The organism is Variovorax sp. Soil_C_39, assembly GCF_057656815.1.
In genome coordinates, this window is the sequence record NZ_JBDGJQ010000002.1 from 520,009 (window position 1) to 537,591 (window position 17,583).

Annotated in this window: 18 protein-coding genes; 12 read left to right on the forward strand and 6 right to left on the reverse strand. The window is 68.8% G+C overall.

Going from position 1 to position 17,583, the window contains the following annotated elements:
- The first annotated feature begins 1 nt into the window (after position 1).
- From AC3A6J_RS06455 to AC3A6J_RS06485, 7 genes are all read left to right on the forward strand, one after another.
- Complete coding sequence (locus tag AC3A6J_RS06455; RefSeq protein ID WP_487859350.1) at positions 2-1,357, forward strand: MFS transporter; 1,356 nt, start codon at positions 2-4, stop codon at positions 1,355-1,357.
- A gap of 20 nt (positions 1,358-1,377) precedes the next feature.
- Positions 1,378-2,010 (forward strand): paraquat-inducible protein A, encoded by a 633-nt coding sequence (locus AC3A6J_RS06460; protein WP_487859079.1) that lies wholly within the window; start codon positions 1,378-1,380, stop codon positions 2,008-2,010.
- 62 nt (positions 2,011-2,072) lie between these two features.
- Positions 2,073-2,720, forward strand: a complete 648-nt coding sequence (locus tag AC3A6J_RS06465) for a paraquat-inducible protein A (RefSeq protein ID WP_487859351.1) — start codon at positions 2,073-2,075, stop codon at positions 2,718-2,720.
- Positions 2,717-4,366: a PqiB family protein gene (locus AC3A6J_RS06470; protein ID WP_487859080.1), complete on the forward strand. Its 1,650-nt coding sequence runs from the start codon at positions 2,717-2,719 to the stop codon at positions 4,364-4,366. Before AC3A6J_RS06465 ends, AC3A6J_RS06470 begins: the two co-directional genes overlap by 4 nt.
- Positions 4,366-5,016 carry a PqiC family protein gene (locus AC3A6J_RS06475; protein ID WP_487859081.1) on the forward strand — a complete coding sequence of 217 codons (651 nt, stop codon included), beginning with the start codon at positions 4,366-4,368 and terminating at the stop codon, positions 5,014-5,016. The genes AC3A6J_RS06470 and AC3A6J_RS06475 overlap by 1 nt, the downstream gene beginning before the upstream one ends.
- A gap of 141 nt (positions 5,017-5,157) precedes the next feature.
- Positions 5,158-6,747: an MFS transporter gene (locus tag AC3A6J_RS06480; RefSeq protein ID WP_487859082.1), complete on the forward strand. Its 1,590-nt coding sequence runs from the start codon at positions 5,158-5,160 to the stop codon at positions 6,745-6,747.
- Between the two features lie 64 nt (positions 6,748-6,811).
- Positions 6,812-7,288, forward strand: coding sequence for a VOC family protein (locus AC3A6J_RS06485; protein WP_487859083.1), 477 nt, complete (start codon positions 6,812-6,814; stop codon positions 7,286-7,288).
- 34 nt (positions 7,289-7,322) lie between these two features.
- On the opposite strand, the gene AC3A6J_RS06490 is transcribed toward AC3A6J_RS06485, so the two are convergent.
- The 3 genes from AC3A6J_RS06490 to AC3A6J_RS06500 form a co-directional block, all read right to left on the reverse strand.
- Positions 7,323-8,738, reverse strand: a complete 1,416-nt coding sequence (locus AC3A6J_RS06490) for an MATE family efflux transporter (RefSeq protein ID WP_487859084.1) — start codon at positions 8,736-8,738, stop codon at positions 7,323-7,325.
- Entirely contained in the window at positions 8,735-9,316 is a 582-nt protein-coding gene (locus AC3A6J_RS06495; RefSeq protein WP_487859085.1) for a DUF2239 family protein, read from the reverse strand. Before AC3A6J_RS06495 ends, AC3A6J_RS06490 begins: the two co-directional genes overlap by 4 nt.
- Positions 9,317-9,413: 97 nt before the next feature.
- The gene (locus AC3A6J_RS06500; RefSeq protein ID WP_487859086.1) at positions 9,414-9,791 is read right to left on the reverse strand and encodes a GIY-YIG nuclease family protein; all 378 of its coding nucleotides are present in this window, start codon (positions 9,789-9,791) and stop codon (positions 9,414-9,416) included.
- A 155-nt stretch (positions 9,792-9,946) separates the two neighbouring features.
- On the opposite strand from AC3A6J_RS06500, the gene AC3A6J_RS06505 reads away from it, so the two are divergent.
- Positions 9,947-12,322 (forward strand): Tex family protein, encoded by a 2,376-nt coding sequence (locus AC3A6J_RS06505; RefSeq protein ID WP_487859087.1) that lies wholly within the window; start codon positions 9,947-9,949, stop codon positions 12,320-12,322.
- Between the two features lie 15 nt (positions 12,323-12,337).
- Here AC3A6J_RS06505 and msrA read toward each other — a convergent pair whose 3' ends face one another.
- Together msrA and AC3A6J_RS06515 are read right to left on the reverse strand one after the other, a co-directional pair.
- The gene (gene msrA / locus AC3A6J_RS06510; protein ID WP_487859088.1) at positions 12,338-12,856 is read right to left on the reverse strand and encodes a peptide-methionine (S)-S-oxide reductase MsrA; all 519 of its coding nucleotides are present in this window, start codon (positions 12,854-12,856) and stop codon (positions 12,338-12,340) included.
- Between the two features lie 89 nt (positions 12,857-12,945).
- A complete protein-coding gene (locus AC3A6J_RS06515; protein WP_487859089.1) occupies positions 12,946-14,130 on the reverse strand; it encodes a hypothetical protein in 1,185 nt (394 codons plus the stop codon).
- 198 nt (positions 14,131-14,328) lie between these two features.
- Between AC3A6J_RS06515 and AC3A6J_RS06520 the strand changes: the two genes are divergently transcribed.
- The 4 genes from AC3A6J_RS06520 (at position 14,329) to AC3A6J_RS06535 (ending at position 17,168) form a co-directional block, all read left to right on the forward strand.
- Positions 14,329-14,586 carry a type II toxin-antitoxin system Phd/YefM family antitoxin gene (locus tag AC3A6J_RS06520; RefSeq protein WP_487859090.1) on the forward strand — a complete coding sequence of 86 codons (258 nt, stop codon included), beginning with the start codon at positions 14,329-14,331 and terminating at the stop codon, positions 14,584-14,586.
- 8 nt (positions 14,587-14,594) lie between these two features.
- Positions 14,595-15,002 carry a PIN domain-containing protein gene (locus AC3A6J_RS06525; RefSeq protein ID WP_487859091.1) on the forward strand — a complete coding sequence of 136 codons (408 nt, stop codon included), beginning with the start codon at positions 14,595-14,597 and terminating at the stop codon, positions 15,000-15,002.
- Positions 14,999-16,078, forward strand: coding sequence for a patatin-like phospholipase domain-containing protein (locus AC3A6J_RS06530; RefSeq protein WP_487859092.1), 1,080 nt, complete (start codon positions 14,999-15,001; stop codon positions 16,076-16,078). The genes AC3A6J_RS06525 and AC3A6J_RS06530 overlap by 4 nt, the downstream gene beginning before the upstream one ends.
- A 100-nt stretch (positions 16,079-16,178) precedes the next feature.
- Positions 16,179-17,168, forward strand: coding sequence for a tripartite tricarboxylate transporter substrate binding protein (locus tag AC3A6J_RS06535; RefSeq protein ID WP_487859093.1), 990 nt, complete (start codon positions 16,179-16,181; stop codon positions 17,166-17,168).
- 10 nt (positions 17,169-17,178) lie between these two features.
- Here the strand turns inward: AC3A6J_RS06535 and AC3A6J_RS06540 are convergent, their stop codons facing one another.
- Entirely contained in the window at positions 17,179-17,565 is a 387-nt protein-coding gene (locus AC3A6J_RS06540; protein ID WP_487859094.1) for a DUF4150 domain-containing protein, read from the reverse strand.
- Between the last annotated feature and the right edge of the window lie 18 nt (positions 17,566-17,583).

A 17,583-nucleotide genomic window follows, 5' to 3' on the forward strand; every position in this document is an offset into this window, starting at 1 on the left:
GATGCTGGTCATCATCCTCGGCATCATGGTGGCGGTGCTCGACGGCACCATCGTCAACCTCGCGCTGCCGGGCATCGCACACGAGCTGCAGACCAGCGCCTCGCATGCGATCTGGGTGGTCAACGCGTACCAGATCGCGACGCTCGTGATGCTGCTGCCGCTGGCCTCGCTCGGCGACCTGGTCGGCTACCGGCGCGTCTACCTGGTGGGCATGGCAGTGTTTGCCGTGGCCTCGGTCGGCGCCATGTTCGCGAATTCGCTAGCCACGCTGATCGCGGCGCGCACCTTCCAGGGCCTCGGTGCTGCGGGGATCATGAGCGTGAATGCGGCGCTGGTGCGGCTGGTGTTTCCTGCTGCGCTGCTCGGTCGCGGCATGGCGATCAACTCGATGGTGGTCGCCACGTCCTCGGTGGCGGGGCCGTCGGTGGCGGCGGCGATCCTGTCGGTGGCCTCGTGGCCGTGGCTGTTCGCGCTCAACGTGCCGCTCGGGGTGCTGGTCTTCGCGCTGGGCCTGAAGTCGCTGCCGTTCAACCGCGTGCCGCCGGCGGCCGGGCTGCGTTTTTCGCCCATCGACGTGGCGCTCAACGTGCTGATGTTCGCGCTGGTGTTCCTCGGCGTCGACCGGCTCGGCGTGCGCGACCCGGCAGCGGCAGGCGGCGGCGCGCACTGGTCGGCCTGGGCGATCCTGCTGGCCGGCGTGGCGGTCGGCTTCGTCTACCTGCGGCGGCAGCGCCGGCTCGCGGTGCCGCTGTTTCCGATCGACCTGCTGCGCATCCCGGTGTTCGCGCTGTCGATGGGCACTTCGGTGGCCGCCTTCTGCGCCCAGATGCTGGCCTACATCGCGCTGCCTTTCCTGCTGCTCGAGGCCTATGACCGCAGCCACCTCGAGGCCGGCCTGCTGATCACCGCCTGGCCGCTCGCGATCGTGGCCATGGCGCCGTTCGCGGGGCGGCTGATCGGGCGCTATCCCGACGGGCTGCTCGGCGGCATCGGCCTGGGCCTGCTCGCGCTCGGCCTGGCGCTGTTGGCCGCCTTGCCCGCGGATCCCGGCAACGTCGACATCGCCTGGCGCATGGCGGTCTGCGGCCTGGGCTTCGGCCTGTTCCAGTCGCCGAACAACCACACGATCGTGACCTCGCCGCCCGCGCACCGAAGCGGTGCGGCCAGCGGCATGCTCGGGACCGCACGGCTCACCGGCCAGACGCTCGGCGCCGTGGTGCTGGCCGGCGTTTTCAGCATCTGGAGCCCGCACGGCGGCCATGGGCCGGTGGTGGCGCTGGTGCTGGCCGCCTGTTTTGCCGGCGCAGCGGCAGTTTTCAGCACTCTGCGGTTAAAGACGACGGGGCACGCGGGCTGAATCGGTTAGGGTACGACCCCATGACGGAAGTACCTGAAACCGTGGTGTGCCCGGGCTGCGACGCGGTCTTCCAGCGCGCGCGCCTCGCGCGGCGGGAGGTGTCGTGCTGCGCGCGCTGCGGCACCGAGCTCTACCGGCACCCGGGCGACCTGCAGCGCAGCATCCTGCCGCTGACGCTCGCAAGCCTGATCATGTTCGCCATCGCCAACCTGTTCCCGATCGTCGAGATCGAACTGCAGGGCCTGCGCAGCCAGACCACGCTGGCCGGCGCGGTGGTGGTGCTGAGCAGCGAGGGCATGTCGATCGTGGCGCTGCTGGTGCTGGCCACCACGCTGCTCTTTCCGCTGCTGCAGCTGTGCATCCTGGCCTACCTGCTTGTGCCGCTGCGGCATCAGCGCCGGCCCGCGGGTTTCGCGATGCTGGTGCGCGCCATGCAGATGCTGCGACCGTGGGGCATGGTCGAGGTGTTCCTGCTCGGCGTGCTGGTGGCGATCGTCAAGCTCTCGAGCATGGCCACGGTGGTGGCCGGGCCGGCGCTCTGGGCCTTCATGGCGCTCACGGTCATGCTCACGGCGGTGCTGTCGTTCAACCCCAACGCCTTCTGGGAAATGACCTTTCGCCCGCCCGGCGAGCCGCGGGAGGAGGGCGCGTGAAGGGTTTCTACCGCGAAGTACCCGACGACAGCGAAGACACGCCGCTCGCGACCGCCGCCTCGATGGGACTGCTGGCCTGCCCGCACTGCGACGCCGTGTGGCGCGATGCGGCCGAAGGCGAGCGCTGCGAGCGCTGCGGCACGCACCTGTACCGGCGCAAGCCCTACAGCCTGAGCCGCACCTGGGCCTTCCTCATTGCGGCCTGCATCATGTACATCCCGGCCAATCTGCTGCCGGTGATGATCACGCGCTCGCTGTTCGGCGCGCAGTACGACACCATCCTGAGCGGCGTGATCTACTTCTGGATCTCGGGCTCCTACGGGCTCGCGGCGATCATCTTCATCGCGAGCTTTCTGGTGCCGCTGTTCAAGCTGACGGTGCTGCTCCTGCTGACCGTGCTGGCCCAGCGCGGCAGCGACTGGCGCCGGCCCGAGCGCGCCAAGCTCTATCACATCGTCGAGATCATCGGCCGCTGGTCGATGCTCGACGTGTTCGTCGTCTCGTTGCTGGCCGGACTGGTGCAGATCCAGGGCTTTGCGGTGATCCACGCGGGCGTGGGCATCGCGGCCTTCGGGTCGGTGGTGGTGCTGACCATGCTGGCCTCACTGAGCTTCGATCCGAGGCTCACCTGGGACAGCCGACAGCAGCAGCAGGCCGATCGGGAACGACGTGAACCAACCAGTGACGACCGGGAAGCAAGAACAGCATGAGTGACGAAGACCAAGCCAGAGCCAACGACCAGACGACGCCGCCGGGCCTTCCGCCGCCGCGCGTGGTGCGCCGGCGCGAATGGCTGCCATCGTTGATCTGGCTGATACCCATCGTCGCCGCGCTGGTGGGCGTGATGCTGGTGGTGCGCATCATCATGGAGCGCGGACCCGAGATCGTGCTCACCTTCGAGACCGCCGAAGGCCTCGAGGCCAACAAGACGGCCGTCAAGTACAAGGACGTGCAGATCGGCACCGTGCAGAGCCTGCGGCTCGCACGCGACCGCTCGCACGTGCGGGTCACGGTGCAGCTCGGCAAGGACGCCGAGAGCTTCACCGCCGAGGATTCGCGCTACTGGGTGGTGCGGCCGCGGCTCGACACCTCGGGCATCTCGGGCCTGGGCACGCTGCTGTCGGGTGCCTACATCGGTGCCGATGCGGGCGTGTCGGAAGAGACCGCGAGCGAATTCAAGGGCCTGGAAGACCCGCCCATCGTGACGCGCGACGCCACGGGCCGGCAGTTCCTGTTGCGTGCCGCCGACGTGGGTTCGCTCGACGTGGGATCGCCGGTGTATTTCAGGCGCATCAAGGTGGGCCAGGTCGCGACCTACGAACTCGATGGCGATGGCCGCGGCGTGACGATGCGCGTGTTCGTCAATGCGCCATACGACAAGTTCGTGGGCGTCAACACCCGCTTCTGGCAGGCCAGCGGCATCGACGCGCAGCTCAGTGCGAGCGGCTTCACGCTGCGCACGCAATCGCTTGCCACGATCCTGCTCGGCGGCATTGCCTTCAGCGCGCCCGAGGACGCCATGGGGCCGCGCGCCGAGGAGAACGCGGCCTTCGCGCTCGCGAGCGACGAGACCACCGCGATGAAGGAGCCCGATGGCCCGTCGCAGACGCTGCTGATGTACTTCAACCAGTCGCTGCGCGGCCTGACACCGGGGGCGCCGGTCGACTTCCGCGGCGTGGTGATCGGCGAGGTCAAGTCGATCGGCGTGGAGTTCGACCGCAATGCGCGCGAGTTCCGCATGCCGGTGCTGGTGCAGGTCTACCCCGACCGGCTGCGGCGCCGGGCCGGCGAACGCGGCACCGAGTCACGCTTCTCGCAGCAGGAGCGCCTGCGCTTCCTGGCCGAGAAGGGGCTGCGCGCCCAGCTGCGCAACGGCAACCTGCTGACCGGGCAGGTGTATGTGGCGCTCGACTTCTTCCCCAAGGCGCCGCCCGCGAAGATCGACCTCGAGAAGAGCCCGATCGAGCTCGCCACCGTGCCCAACAGCCTGGACGAGATTCAGTCGCAGGTGCAGGAGATCGCGAGCAAGCTCAACAAGGTGCCGTACGAGCAGATCGCGGCCGACCTGCGCACCACGCTGAACACGCTCAACAAGACGCTGACCACGGCCGAGCAGGCGGTGAGCCGCATCAACAACGACGTCACGCCCGAGCTCGCGGCCGCCATGAAGGACGTGCGCAAGACCGTCAACACGGCCGAGCGCACGCTGGCCGACGACTCGCCGCTGCAGCAGGACATGCGCCAGACGCTGCGCGAACTGACGCGCGCCGCGGGCTCGGTGCGCGTGCTGACCGACTACCTCGAACGCCATCCCGAATCGCTTTTGCGCGGCAAACCGGACGACAAGAAGAAATGATGAAGAACAGCAAACCAGGCCGACCCTTCGCCTCGCGCGCCGCCCTGGCGGCGGCCGCCGCGCTGCTTGCCCTTGCCGGCTGCGCGAGCAAGTCCGACAGCTACTACACGCTGGCGAGCCCGGTGCCGGCCGCGGAGGCCGCGCCCTCGACGCTCGGCACCGCCGCGCCGATCTATGTCGAGCTCGCGCCCGTTGCCGTGCCCGAGCGGCTCGCCCGGCCGCAGATGGTGGTGGGGCGCTCGGCCGGCAGCGTTCAGGTCGACGTGCTCGAGCAGCACCGCTGGGCCTCGTCGTTCGAGAACGAATTGCGCGATGCGCTGGCGAGCGGCATTGCCGACCGGCTCGGCGCGGTCGACGTCACCAAGGGCGGGCGGCCGAATGCACAGCCCGCGTGGCGCATCGCGGTGCAGGTGCGCCGCTTCGATGCGGTCGACGGCGGCCGCGTCGACGCGGCCTTCAGCTGGACGCTGCGCCGCTCCGACGAGGCGCGCTCGATGTCCTGCCAGTTCGAGGTGGGCGAGGGGGTCGCCAGCGGTATCGACGCGGTGGCGCAGGGCGCACAGCGCCTGACCGCGGCCGCGGCGGCGGCGATGGCGCGCAGCGTGAACGCGGCACGGTCGAATCCGGCCGCCACCGCATGCCCGGCTTGAGTCTTTCTCCCTCCCCCTCCGGGGGAGGGCAGGGGGGGCGGCATGGCGGCGGTCATCGAGGCGCGGCGCGCGGTGGCAAGCAGGGAGCTCCCATCCCAACCTTCCCCCAGAGGGGGAAGGAGTAAAGCAGAGGCTCTCCCCATGGCCCAGATCGGCAAGCCACCCTGCGACCACGCGCTGATCCTGCACGGCGCCGCCGCGCGCGAAGACGCCTGTCCCGAGGCGTCGAAGCCCTGGGTGCTCGCCGCGGCCATCGTCGGTTCGAGCATGGCCTTCATCGACGGTACCGTCGTCAACGTCGCACTGCCGGCGATCCAGGCCGATCTGCGCGCCACCGCGTTCCAGGCGCAGTGGGTGGTCGAGTCCTATGCCTTGCTGCTGGCCGCGCTGCTGCTCGTGGGCGGCGCGCTCGGCGACCGCTTCGGACGGCGCCGCATCTTCGCCGTGGGCGTCGCGATCTTCGCGCTCGCCTCGGTCGGCTGCGCCCTCGCGGGCACCGTGCAGCAGCTCATCGCGGCGCGCGCGGTGCAGGGCATCGGCGGCGCCTTGCTGGTGCCGGGGAGCCTGGCGCTGATCAGCGCTGCCTTCCCCGAGAAGGAGCGCGGCCGCGCGATCGGCATCTGGTCGGGCTTCAGTGGCGTCACGGCCGCCGCCGGCCCGGTGCTCGGCGGCTTCCTGGTCGACCACTTCTCGTGGACCTGGGCGTTTCTCATCAACCTGCCGATGGCGCTGCTGGTGCTGTGGATCGCCTGGCGCCACGTGCCCGAAAGCCGCGGTGCCGCGGCCGGCGGCGGGCTGGACATGGCCGGTGCACTGCTCGCGACCGCCGGGCTCGGCGGCATCGTCTACGCCTTCATCGAAGCGCCGACGCAGCACTGGGATTCGCCCATGGTGCTGGCGGCACTGGGCATCGGCCTGGCCGCGAGCGCGGGCTTCGTCGTGGTGGAGCACAGGACGCGCACGCCGATGCTGCCGCTCGGCCTGTTTCGCATCGGCAATTTCAGCGGCGCCAACCTGCTGACGCTGCTGCTGTACGCCGCACTCGGCGGCGGGCTGTATTTCTTTCCGCTCAACCTGATCCAGGTGCAGGGCTACTCGGCCACCGCGGCAGGCGCGGCGCTGCTGCCGTTCATCCTCATCATGTTCGCGCTCTCGGGCTGGGCCGGGCAGCTCGTCGACCGCTTCGGGCCGCGCCTGCCGCTGGTCGTCGGCCCCGCCATCGCGGCGGTGGGCTTTGCGCTGTTCGCGCTGCCCGGGGTCGGCGCGAGCTATTGGCAAGGGTTCTTTCCCGCCGTGGTGGTGCTGGGCTTCGGCATGACAGTGACCGTGGCGCCGCTCACCACCACGGTGATGAACGCGGTCGGCCCCGAGCAGGCGGGCGTAGCCTCGGGCGTGAACAACGCGGTGTCGCGCGCGGCCGCGGTGCTGGCCATTGCGGTGTTCGGCGTGGTCATGGCCTGGGCCTTCGATGCCACCCTGACCGAGGGGCTGCGCGGCATGGGCGCCTCGGCCGAGGTGTCGGCCTTCCTCGAGGCCGAGCGCAGCAAGCTTGCGGGCGCTGCGCTGCCGCCCGGCATCGACGCCGACACCGCGGCCGCGCTCAAGCGGTTGGTGGCCGAATCCTTCGTCGCCGGCTTTCGCTGGGTGATGCTGCTGAGCGCCGGGCTCGCGGTGCTCAGTGCGCTGAGTGCGTGGCGCATGATCGAAGGCGCACGCGGCGACCGCGCTTGACAAGCGCGCGTAGGCTGTTGATACTGAACTCATCGGTTCATCATCAACAGTCCAGGAGATTCCCATGCAGAAGATCGTTCCCTGCCTCTGGTTCGACCGCAACGGCGAAGACGCGCTGAAGTTCTACAGCGCGATCTTTCCGAACTCGCGGGTGACCGACACGCTGCTCTGGGGCGAGACCAACCCCGAGCGCCAGGGAACGCTGCTGACGGCAACCTTCGAGCTCGACGGGCAGTCGTTCATGGTGCTCAACGGCGGGCCGGAGTACAAGTTCACGCCGGCGATCTCGATGGCCGTGCATTGCGAGACCCAGGCCGAGGTCGACCACTACTGGGAGAAGCTGCTCGAGGGCGGCGGCCAGCCGGTGCAATGCGGCTGGCTCACCGACCGCTTCGGCGTGTCGTGGCAGACCGTGCCCATGCCGATGATCCGGATGTTCCAGGACAAGGACTCGGCCAAGGCCGCGCGCGCGATGCGGGCCATGATGAAGATGGTCAAGCTCGACATCGCCGAGGTGCAGCGCGCCTTCGACGGCGACTGAGCCGCCGCGGCCCGTGAGCGGCAGGGCGGGGCAGCTACACCAGCCGCGCGATCGCCTTTTTGCGCCACACCAAGCGGTAGTAGGCCGTCTGCAGCAGCAGCATTGCGCTAAAGGTCACCGGGTACGCGTACCAGATGCCGTTGAGCCCGATGCGGTCGCTGAGGAACCAGGCAACCGGCACCTCGAGGCCGAGCAGGCAGACGATCGAGATCAGCGTGGGCACCAGCACCGAGCCGCTCGCGCGCATGATGCCCGACAGGGCCGACGCCATGCCGAAGATCACCAGGCTCCACAGCATGATGTGCAGCAGCGTCTGCGCGATCTCGATCACGGGCGCGCTCGTGATGAAGAAGCCCATGAGGTGGCGCGAGAACAGGTAGCCCAGCAGCACCAGCCCGCCCGTCAGCGCCAGGTTCATCAGCATCGCGGTCTTGGCGATGGCGCCGAGTCGGTCGGCCCGGCCCGCGCCGATGGCCTGCGCGCCGAGGATCGACGCGGTGATCGCGATCGAGATGGCCGGGAACTGTACGTACGCCACCACCTGGTTGACCGCGCCGTAGGCCGCCGTCGCGCTCGAGCCGTGGCTGTTGACCAGCGAGAGCAGCACCAGTTCGGACAGCGCCACCACGATCATCTGCACGCCCGTGGGCACGCCCACCTTGAGCACTGCCTTGAGCAGCTTCGGATCGATGCGCATGCTGTGCAGGAAGGCCAGGTCGGGCGCGAGAGGGCTCTTGCGCCGGTGCAGGCGCCAGCCCATCCACAGCGTCGCGAGCATGAAGGCGAGCACGCTGGCCCAGGCGGCACTCGCCACGCCGAGCTGCGGCAGCCCGCCCCAGCCGCGGATCAGTGCGGGCGTGACGACGAGCCCGATCGCCGTCGAGATGATCAGCGTGAGCAGCGGCGTGACCGTGTCGCCGACGCCGCGCAGCATGGCGGTGGACAGCAGGAAGACGAACAGCCCCGGCATCGCGATCAGCATGATGCGGGCATAGCTCGTGGCGTCGGCCAGCACGTCGGGCGGCGTGCCCAGGGCGGCGAGCATCGGTGTGGTGAAAGCGCCGCCGAACACCGCGATCACCAACCCCATGAGGACGCCGACAGTGAGGGTGGTGCCGGCAATGGCCTTGGCTTTGGCCGCATCGCGTGCGCCCCAGGCCTGGCCGATCAGCACCGAGGCGCCGGCGCCCAGGCCGATGACGAAGGCGATGAAGAAGAACATCACCGGAAAGAAGCTCGAGACCGCGGCCAGCGCACCGACGCCGATCATCTGGCCGATGTAGATGTTGTTGAGCGTGCCCGAAAGGGACTGCAGGATGTTGCTGAGCAGCATCGGCGCCAGGAAGAACAGGAAGGTCTTCCAGAGCGCGCGCGGCGCACCGACGGGTGCCACCGGTGTGCCCTGCAGGCCGCTGGGGTTGGACGGGGCGTTCTCGGTCTTGTCGTTCATTCTTGGGGCCAGCTCGGGCCGGACAGTTCGTGCAGGTGGGTGCGCAGGTCGTCGGGCCAGGCGGCCAGGTGCGCTTCGAAGCCGGCGCGGTCGCCCGCGAAGAGCGCGCGGGTGGCTTCCTCGAAACCCGGCAGGTTGCCCGCCAGGCCGGTCATCACGCCGTAGGCGGCTTCGCGCGCGCCGCGGGCGGCATCGCGCCCGGCATGCACGCGGCGCGCGTCGTCGACCAGCCGGCGCAGCGCGACCGAGGCGCCGCCGGGCTGGCGCGCGAGCCATTCCCACTGGCGCGGCAGCAGCGTGACCTCGCGCGCGACCACGCCGAGCTTCGGCCGGCCCACGCCGCGCGGCGGCTCGCCCGTCATGACGGCCTCGGGCGGCTGTGCAGCGTCGCGCAGGTCGAGGTCGACCTGCATGCCGGTGTGGTCGTCGAACACGAGGCAGGTTGCAGCGTCGCCGCGGGTGCGCAGCGCGGCGATCACCTCGGCGCGCGAACCGCGGGCAATGCGCTCGAAGCCGCAGAAGGCGGTGAAGGTGGCCGGCAAGGCGGCGGTCGAAGGATCGGGGGTCTTGGAAATCATGGCGGTGGCGAGGTAATTTACCCGGGAACAATTTCGCCGACCGCGCTTCTCGCGGGGCGACAGGAAAAACAGCGCAATGGGCGCGGCGGGCATGCGGTCAGGGCTTGCGCTTGGCGGGGCCGTTGTAGCCCTGCGTGCCGTGGCAGTCGCATTCCTCGCACCACAGCGCGAACAGCGCTTCGAGTTCCGCCGCGCGGTCGAACGTGGGATCGTCCCGCTCCTTCACGCGCGCGAATTCCTCGAAGCGGAAGGCGCCGGATCCGAGTGCGGTCCAGTCCTGCTGCAGCGCGCGGTTGGGGTGCTTGCCCTGGTCGAGCTGGAAGCGCTGGCGGTTCATCATGCTGGTCAGGTCGAGGCTCGCCAGCACGAGCACGCGGCCGCTCTCGAGGTTGCGGATGGCGAACACGCCGGCGGGGCGCACCGTTTCCTTGTACTGGCGCGTCAGCGCGCGCCGGGAGTCGTGTGAAAGCATCATTCCGAAATTTTGCCCGGGTAAAACTACGCAGTCAATATACCCGGGTAAAAATCAAAATGCTGGGGTCGCCGTTTTTCGCTATGGCAAACTCCCGCGCTTCATTCGACCAACGCGACCGGCCCGGCCGATCGCAGCGACAGGGACGCCACTCAGCAATGCAGAAAATCATTCGCCAGCTCGCCGCCGAGATCAAGGTGGGAGAGCATCAGGTGAAGGCCGCCGTCGAGCTGCTCGACGGGGGCGCCACGGTTCCATTCATCGCGCGCTACCGCAAGGAGGCGACCGACGGCCTCGACGACACCCAGCTGCGCGAACTCGAAGCCCGGCTTTCGTACCTGCGCGAGCTCGAGGACCGCCGCGCCGCGGTGATCAAGGCCATCGACGAGCAGGGCAAGCTCACGCCCGAACTGCGCGCCGCGATCGAGTTCGCGCCGACCAAGCAGGAGCTCGAGGACCTGTACCTGCCGTTCAAGCAGAAGCGCCGCACCAAGGGCCAGATCGCGCGCGAGTTCGGCATCGAGCCGCTCGCGGACAAGCTCATGGCCGACCCGACGCTCGATCCCGCCGCCGAGGCCAAGGCCTTCCTGCAGCCCGCCACCACGCTCGACGACGGCAAGCCCGGACCCGATTTCTCGACGGTGCCGGCGGTGCTCGACGGCGTGCGCGACATCCTGTCGGAGCGCTGGGCCGAGGATGCGGTGCTGGTGCAGCGCCTGCGCGAATGGCTCTGGAGCGAAGGCCTGCTCAAGTCGAGCCTGATGGCCGGCAAGGACGAAAACAACCCCGACGTCGCCAAGTTCCGCGACTACTTCGACTACGACGAGCCGATCGGGCGCGTGCCTTCGCACCGCGCGCTTGCGGTGTTCCGTGGCCGCTCGCTCGAGATCCTGGACGCCAAGCTCGCGCTGCCCGTCGAGCCCGAGCCGGGCAAGCCCAGCATCGCCGAGGGCCGGATCGCGCTGCACCTGGGCTGGAGCCATGCCGGCCGCGCGGGGGACGACCTGATCCGCAAGTGCGTGGCCTGGGCCTGGCGCGTGAAGCTCGCGCTGTCGACCGAGCGCGACCTGTTCACGCGGCTGCGCGAAGAGGCCGAAAAGGTCGCGATCAAGGTGTTTGCCGACAACCTGCGCGACCTGCTGCTGGCCGCACCGGCCGGCCCGCGCGTGGTGATGGGCCTGGACCCCGGCATCCGCACCGGCGTGAAGGTGGCCGTGGTCGATGCCACCGGCAAGCTGGTCGAGACCGCGACCGTGTTTCCGCACGAGCCGCGCAAGGACTGGGAAGGCTCGCTGCACACGCTCGGCAAGCTCTGCGCCAAGCATGGCGTGAACCTGATCGCCATCGGCAACGGCACCGCGAGCCGCGAGACCGACAAGCTCGCGGCCGACCTGATCAAGCTGATCGCCAAGATGGCCGCACAGGCCGGCGCACCCGAGATGACAGTCGAGAAGGTGGTGGTTAGCGAAGCCGGCGCCTCGGTGTATTCGGCGAGCGAATTCGCCTCGCAGGAGATGCCGGACGTGGACGTGAGCCTGCGCGGCGCCGCCAGCATCGCGCGCCGGCTGCAGGACCCGCTGGCCGAGCTGGTCAAGATCGACCCCAAGAGCATCGGCGTGGGCCAGTACCAGCACGACGTGAACCAGAGCGAGCTTGCGCGCACGCTGCAGACGGTGGTGGAGGATTGCGTGAACTCGGTCGGCGTCGACCTCAACACCGCGAGCGTGCCGCTCTTGAGCCGCGTCTCGGGCCTGTCGGGCAGCGTGGCCAAGGCGGTGGTGCGCTGGCGCGAGGCGAACGGCGCGTTCTCCACGCGCAAGCAATTGCTCGACGTGACGGGCTTCGGTCCCAAGGCCTTCGAGCAGAGCGCGGGCTTCTTGCGCATTCGCGGCGGCGCCGACCCGCTCGATATCACCGGCGTGCACCCCGAGACCTATCCGCTGGTCGAGCAGATCATCGTCAAGACCGGCAAGCCCATCGCCGAGCTGATGGGCCGCGCCGACATGCTCAAGACGCTCAAGCCCGAGCTGTTCGCGAACGAGAAGTTCGGCGTCATCACGGTCAAGGACATCCTCGGCGAGCTCGAGAAGCCCGGCCGCGACCCGCGTCCCGACTTCAAGGTGGCGCGCTTCAACGACGGCGTGGACGACATTGCCGACCTCGTCGAAGGCATGATCCTCGAGGGCACCGTGAGCAACGTGGCGCAGTTCGGCGCCTTCATCGACCTGGGCGTGCACCAGGACGGCCTGGTGCATGTGAGCCAGCTGAGCCACAAGTTCGTGAACGATGCGCGCGAGGTCGTGAAGACCGGCGACATCGTCAAGGTCAAGGTGATGGAAGTGGACGTGGCGCGCAAGCGCATCGGCCTGTCGATGAAGCTCGACGCTGCGCCCGCGCGCCGCGACGGCCCGCGCGACAAACGCTTCGAGGGCGCAGGCCGCGGCCAGCAGGGGCCGCGCCGAGACAACTCGCCGCAGCCCGCGGGGCAGATGGCCAGCGCGTTCGCCAAGCTGCAGGGGTTGCGCAGGCCCTGAGCCGGCGAGGTGAGGCTACCGCGCGGCGGCCTTGTCGCGGCGCGGCAGCTTCCAGTCGGGCCGCACGAAGTGGCAGGTGTAGCCGTTCGGGAGGCGCTCCAGATAGTCCTGGTGCTCCGGTTCGGCCTCCCAGAAAGGGCCGGCCGGCTCGAGTTCGGTGACGACCTTGCCCGGCCACAAGCCCGAGGCATCGACGTCGGCGATGATGTCCAGCGCCACCGCCTTCTGTTCGGGCGACGTGAAATAGATAGCGGAGCGGTAGGAAGTGCCCAGGTCGTTGCCCTGCCGGTTGCGGGTGCTCGGATCGTGGATCTGGAAGAAGAACTCCAGCAGCGCGCGGTAGCTGGTCTGCGCCGGGTCGAACACCACCTCGATCGCTTCGGCATGCGTGCCGTGGTTGCGGTACGTGGCATTGGGCACGTCCCCGCCGGTATAGCCGACGCGGGTGTGCAGGACGCCGGGCATCTTGCGGATCAGGTCCTGCATGCCCCAAAAGCAGCCTCCTGCGAGGATGGCGGATTCTGTCGAACTCATGGTGGTGCTCCTTGCGTGACCGGCCGCCGTAACACAGGCGGCCGGAATGGGTAGGTGACGATCGATGGCACCAATTCAAGCACATGCCGTCATCGGGCGGCAGCCTCGAGGATCGCCTGCAACTGGGCGGCGTCCGCGGGGCGCGAGATCAGCCGCGTCGACTGGTAGGCGGCTGCGCCGCGTGCCATCTCCGGCAGCAGTCGCGTGAACCGGTCGAGTGCGATGCCCGCGCCGCTGACCGTCGTGGCGAGCCCGATGCGCTGCGCGAAGGCCTCGGTGGCGCGGGCGAGCTCGTGCGCGGCCTGCGGGTCCGTCGCGGCGGCGATGCCCAGGTGGGCCGCCATCTCGCCGAGGCGCGCGGCCGTTGCCGGATCTTCGGCCAGGAATTCGATCGCGGCGGGAAGCGTAAGGGCGTGCGCCGCGCCGTGCAGCACGCCCAGCTTCGCCGAATACATCGAGGTCATCGAATGCACGATGCCGGAGAACAGGTTGCTGACCGCCACGCTACCGCCCCAGATGCCCGCCTGGACCTGCGCCCGCGCGGCCACGTCGCCCTGATCGGCGAGCAGGGCGGGCAGGTGGTCGTGCAGGGCCTTGGCGCCCTGCAGGCACGCGGCCTTGACGATCGGCAGGTCGACGTCGTGAGCGAAGCATTCGATGCAGTGCGTGAAGGAGTCGAAGCCCTGGGCGGCCAGGTCGTCGGCGGTTACGGTCGTGAGCAGCGCCGGATCCAGCACGAGGCGCGTCGGCAGCAGCGCATCGTCGAGGTAGGCGTTGGTGAGGCCGTCGCGGAAGCTTGCGAAAACGAAATGGCCGAACTCGCCGCCGAGCATGTAGGCCGCGGGAATGGCGACATGGATGGCCCGTCCGGTGCGGCGGACCACCGACACGTGCTGCGCCTGCACGAAGTCGGTACTCAGCCGCCGGACGTCGAACTGCGGATCCTCGGCCAGCATCCAGATGAACTTGGCGACGAAGTTGAGGAAATTGCCGCCGAGCGACATGTAGCACCCATAGGACTGGGTGTTGATGCGCCCGGCCAGCGTGACGATATCTTCGTACTTGGCGGTGGGATCGGCCAGGTGGGTATCGAACTGCAAGCCCAGCGACTGAAGGCTTTCCTCGAGCACACCGAGCAAGCCCTGGGACTGCGCGCTTTCGTCGCTGATGAGCGAGATGCGGCCGATGCCTTCGTCCTGCAGATGCTGCAAGGCGGTGCGATGGCTCGCCGTGCCGAAATAGACCTTTTGATGAAAGCGACTGAAGCGGGTCATTGGAATGGACTCTCTGGGAGGGTGTTTGTGGTTGGTCCGACATGGTGGCGGGACCGATTCCGCGCGCGCCGCCTTCGCCGAGCGACATCCATCGCAACTGTGCATTTGTGCCGCTTCCTGGGAGCGACGCCGGCACTTGGCGCTGGCCCCACAACGGGCCGTGTTAAACTAGTCAGATAACTAGTCTGAAGGGTCGCAATGAAGACTTGGCCGGTACAAGACGCCAAGGCGCGTTTTAGTGAATTTCTCGATGCATGCCTCGCCGAAGGGCCGCAGATGGTGACCAAGCGCGGCGCCGAAGCGGCCGTGCTGGTTCCTGCGGCGGAATGGCGGCGGCTGCATGCCACGGCCCAGCCATCGCTCAAGGATCTGCTGCTCTCGGCGGAAGCGCGCACCGATTTCCTGGTGCCGCCGCGCGGCAACGCGCGCCGGCGCCGGGTCGCGCCGATGCGCTGAGAGCGGCCATGTACCTGCTCGACACGAACGTCATCTCGGAACTGCGCAGAGCCCGCCCGCATGGCGCGGTGCTCGCATGGCTGACGCCGATCGCTGACGCCGACCTGCACCTGTCGGCGGTCACGCTGGGCGAGATTCAGGCCGGCATCGAACTCACCCGCGAACAGGATTCCGCGAAGGCCACCGAGATCGAGCAGTGGGCCGCGCTGGTTGCCGCGTCCTACAACGTGCTGCCGATGGATGCCGAAACCTTCAGGCTCTGGGCCAAGCTGATGCATCGCAGTTCGAACACTCTGTACGAGGACGCGATGATCGCCGCCACGGCCAAGCAGCACGCGCTGATCGTCGTGACGCGCAACGTCGGCGACTTCGCGGGTTTCGGTGTCGAGGTGCTCGATCCCTTCGCGCAACGATGAAAGCCCTGCGCATCTACGCCGGTCCCACGGCCCGCAGGCACATCGAACAGCACGGCCTGCGCCCGAACGACGTGCGCACGATCCCCGGCGCGGCGGGCGGGCCCAAGGGGCTGGTGCTCGGGCCGCTCGACCGCTTCATCTTCGGGCGCTGGCTTGCCCGGTCGAGCCAGCCGGTCGACCTGGTGGGCGCATCGATCGGCGCCTGGCGGCTCGCGACGGCCTGCCTGGCCGATCCGCAGACGGCCTTCGAGCGCTTCGAGCACGACTACGTGCGCCAGCAGTTCGATATTCCGCCGGGGCAGAAGCGGCTCAGTCCGCACCAACTCAGCGAACGCTTTGCGGAAAGCCTGACCACGTTCTATGGCGGACGCATCGGCGAGGTGCTCGGGCATTCGCGCTACCGGCTCCATGTGGTGACCTCGCGCGGGCGCCACATCCTCGGGCGCGAGGGCAGGGCGCGCACGCCCTTCGGCTACCTGGGCGCCTTTGCCACCAACAGCGTGTACCGCAAGGGCCTGGGCGCATGGCTCGAGCGCTGCGTGTTCTCGACGCCGGGCGCTGCGCTGCCTTTCGGCACGCGCGACTTCCGTACGCGCCAGCATGCGCTCAGCGAAGCGAACTTCAACCTGGTGCTGCAGGCCTCGTGCTCGATCCCGTTCCTGCTGTCCGCAGTGCACGACATTCCGGGCGCGCCGCGCGGCGCCTACTGGGACGGCGGCATCACCGACTACCACCTGCACCTCGACTACCAGCCGGCGGACGAGGGCATCGTGCTGTACCCGCATTTCCAGCGCGCGGTGGTGCCGGGCTGGCTCGACAAGGGCCTGCGCTGGCGCCACCGGGCGACCGGCTTCCTCGACCGCATGGTGGTGCTCGCGCCCGACCCGGCGTGGGTGCGCTCGCTGCCCAACGGCAAGCTGCCCGACCGCAAGGACTTCATTCACTTTGCGCACGACACGCCGGCGCGCGTGGCCGCGTGGCACAAGGCCACGCGCGAGGCCCAACGGCTTTCGGACGAGTTCGAGGCCTGGCTCGACGCAGGTGCGGAACGCGTGCGCGACGTGCTGCCGCTCTGAAGAGAAAACCGCGCCTGCGCGCGGCGGGCAAACCCTGAGCGCGGCGCCGTGGTTGCGCTTCGAGAATGAATGTTTACTTCCGTCAGAGAAAGCCGCCTTCATGTCCTCGATCAGAATTTCGCGCCGCCATTTCACGCTCGCTGCCGCAGCCGCCGCGAGCAGCAGCCTCGCCGTTCCTGCCTTCGCCCAATCTGCCTGGCCCAGCAAGCCGGTCCGCATCGTCGTGCCGTACACGCCGGGCGGTTTCACCGACCAGATGGCGCGGCTCGTGCAGGTGGGCCTGCAGGCCCGGCTCGGGCAGCCGGTGCTGATCGACAACAAGCCCGGTGCCAACAGCCTGATCGGCGTCGACGCGGTGGCCAAGGCCGCGCCCGATGGCAGCACCTTCGGCGTGGTGATCGCGGCCTATGCCGCCAACACCACGCTCTATCCCAAGCTGCCCTACGACCCGCAGAAGGACCTCACGGGCGTGTCGCTCATGGGCGTGTCGCCGCTGCTGGCCGCAGTCAACAGCGACGCGCCGTTCAAGACCGCGCGCGAACTGATCGCCTATGCGCGCGCCAATCCGGGCAAGGTGAGCTTCGGCTCGTCGGGCAACGGCTCGGCCGCGCACCTGACGACCGAGCTCTGGAAGTCGCTCACGCAGACCTACATGATCCACATCCCATACCGCGGTGCCGCGCCCGCGCTAACCGACCTGATGGGCGGGCAGATCCAGCTCTTCTTCGACGCGCCCACCGGCCTGATCAACCAGGCCAAGGCGGGCAAGGTGCGGCTCATCGGCGTGGCGGGCGACAAGCGCCTGGCCGCGGCGCCCGAGGTGCCGACCTTCATCGAGCAGGGCTTCGCGGGCTTCACCGGCAGCACCTGGGCAGGCATGATCGCGCCCGCGGGCACGCCGCGTGAGATCGTCAAGCGCATGTCCGACGAGGTGTCGCGCATCATCAAGAGCGACGAGACGCGCGCAAAGCTCGACGCGATGGGCACCATTCCCGCGGGCAGCACGCCCGAGGAGTTCGACGCGTTCATCGTCGCCGAGACCACCAAGTGGGCCAAGGTGATCCGCAGCGCGGGCGTGAAGCTCGAGTAGCGCCGCCGGGCTATGCGGCGAGAACCAAGACCTTGAACTGGCTCGGCACGATCCGCATGCCGACCATGTTGCAGCGGTTCTGCACCGACAGGCTCGTCATCCGCGTGCACGGCGTGCCCTTGAGCAGCACGGTGAAGGCGCCGGTGATGTGGCGCGAGGGGCCCATCACGGTCTGCGATACCACGCCCATGAGCACGCCCGCGTTGTCGCCGTTGGTGATCGGCGTGACCGTGGCCATGTTGTGCGCCGGGGTGCCGCCGTAGAGGATGTTCCACGCGTTCGGAATCGCGGTCGGGCCGAGTGCGAAGTTGGGGTAGGGGATCGGCAGCGCGGGCGGCGTCTTGCAGACGTCGGGGAAGGCGAGGTCCACGCCCATCATCTGTGCATTGGCGAACATGTGTCGTTGCTCCTTCGT

Excerpts from the sequence above, each read along its gene's own strand:
- AC3A6J_RS06540 (WP_487859094.1), bottom strand. The coding sequence starts at position 17,565 with ATGTTCGCCAATGCACAGATGATGGGCGTGGACCTCGCCTTCCCCGAC.
- msrA (WP_487859088.1), bottom strand. The coding sequence starts at position 12,856 with ATGAGTTCGACAGAATCCGCCATCCTCGCAGGAGGCTGCTTTTGGGGC.
- AC3A6J_RS06470 (WP_487859080.1), top strand. The coding sequence starts at position 2,717 with ATGAGTGACGAAGACCAAGCCAGAGCCAACGACCAGACGACGCCGCCG.
- AC3A6J_RS06500 (WP_487859086.1), bottom strand. The coding sequence starts at position 9,791 with ATGATGCTTTCACACGACTCCCGGCGCGCGCTGACGCGCCAGTACAAG.
- AC3A6J_RS06525 (WP_487859091.1), top strand. The coding sequence starts at position 14,595 with ATGTACCTGCTCGACACGAACGTCATCTCGGAACTGCGCAGAGCCCGC.
- AC3A6J_RS06505 (WP_487859087.1), top strand. The coding sequence starts at position 9,947 with ATGCAGAAAATCATTCGCCAGCTCGCCGCCGAGATCAAGGTGGGAGAG.
- AC3A6J_RS06490 (WP_487859084.1), bottom strand. The coding sequence starts at position 8,738 with ATGAACGACAAGACCGAGAACGCCCCGTCCAACCCCAGCGGCCTGCAG.
- AC3A6J_RS06520 (WP_487859090.1), top strand. The coding sequence starts at position 14,329 with ATGAAGACTTGGCCGGTACAAGACGCCAAGGCGCGTTTTAGTGAATTT.
- AC3A6J_RS06465 (WP_487859351.1), top strand. The coding sequence starts at position 2,073 with ATGGGACTGCTGGCCTGCCCGCACTGCGACGCCGTGTGGCGCGATGCG.
- AC3A6J_RS06475 (WP_487859081.1), top strand. The coding sequence starts at position 4,366 with ATGAAGAACAGCAAACCAGGCCGACCCTTCGCCTCGCGCGCCGCCCTG.
- AC3A6J_RS06515 (WP_487859089.1), bottom strand. The coding sequence starts at position 14,130 with ATGACCCGCTTCAGTCGCTTTCATCAAAAGGTCTATTTCGGCACGGCG.
- AC3A6J_RS06495 (WP_487859085.1), bottom strand. The coding sequence starts at position 9,316 with ATGATTTCCAAGACCCCCGATCCTTCGACCGCCGCCTTGCCGGCCACC.
- AC3A6J_RS06480 (WP_487859082.1), top strand. The coding sequence starts at position 5,158 with ATGGCCCAGATCGGCAAGCCACCCTGCGACCACGCGCTGATCCTGCAC.
- AC3A6J_RS06485 (WP_487859083.1), top strand. The coding sequence starts at position 6,812 with ATGCAGAAGATCGTTCCCTGCCTCTGGTTCGACCGCAACGGCGAAGAC.
- AC3A6J_RS06460 (WP_487859079.1), top strand. The coding sequence starts at position 1,378 with ATGACGGAAGTACCTGAAACCGTGGTGTGCCCGGGCTGCGACGCGGTC.
- AC3A6J_RS06530 (WP_487859092.1), top strand. The coding sequence starts at position 14,999 with ATGAAAGCCCTGCGCATCTACGCCGGTCCCACGGCCCGCAGGCACATC.
- AC3A6J_RS06535 (WP_487859093.1), top strand. The coding sequence starts at position 16,179 with ATGTCCTCGATCAGAATTTCGCGCCGCCATTTCACGCTCGCTGCCGCA.
- AC3A6J_RS06455 (WP_487859350.1), top strand. The coding sequence starts at position 2 with ATGCTGGTCATCATCCTCGGCATCATGGTGGCGGTGCTCGACGGCACC.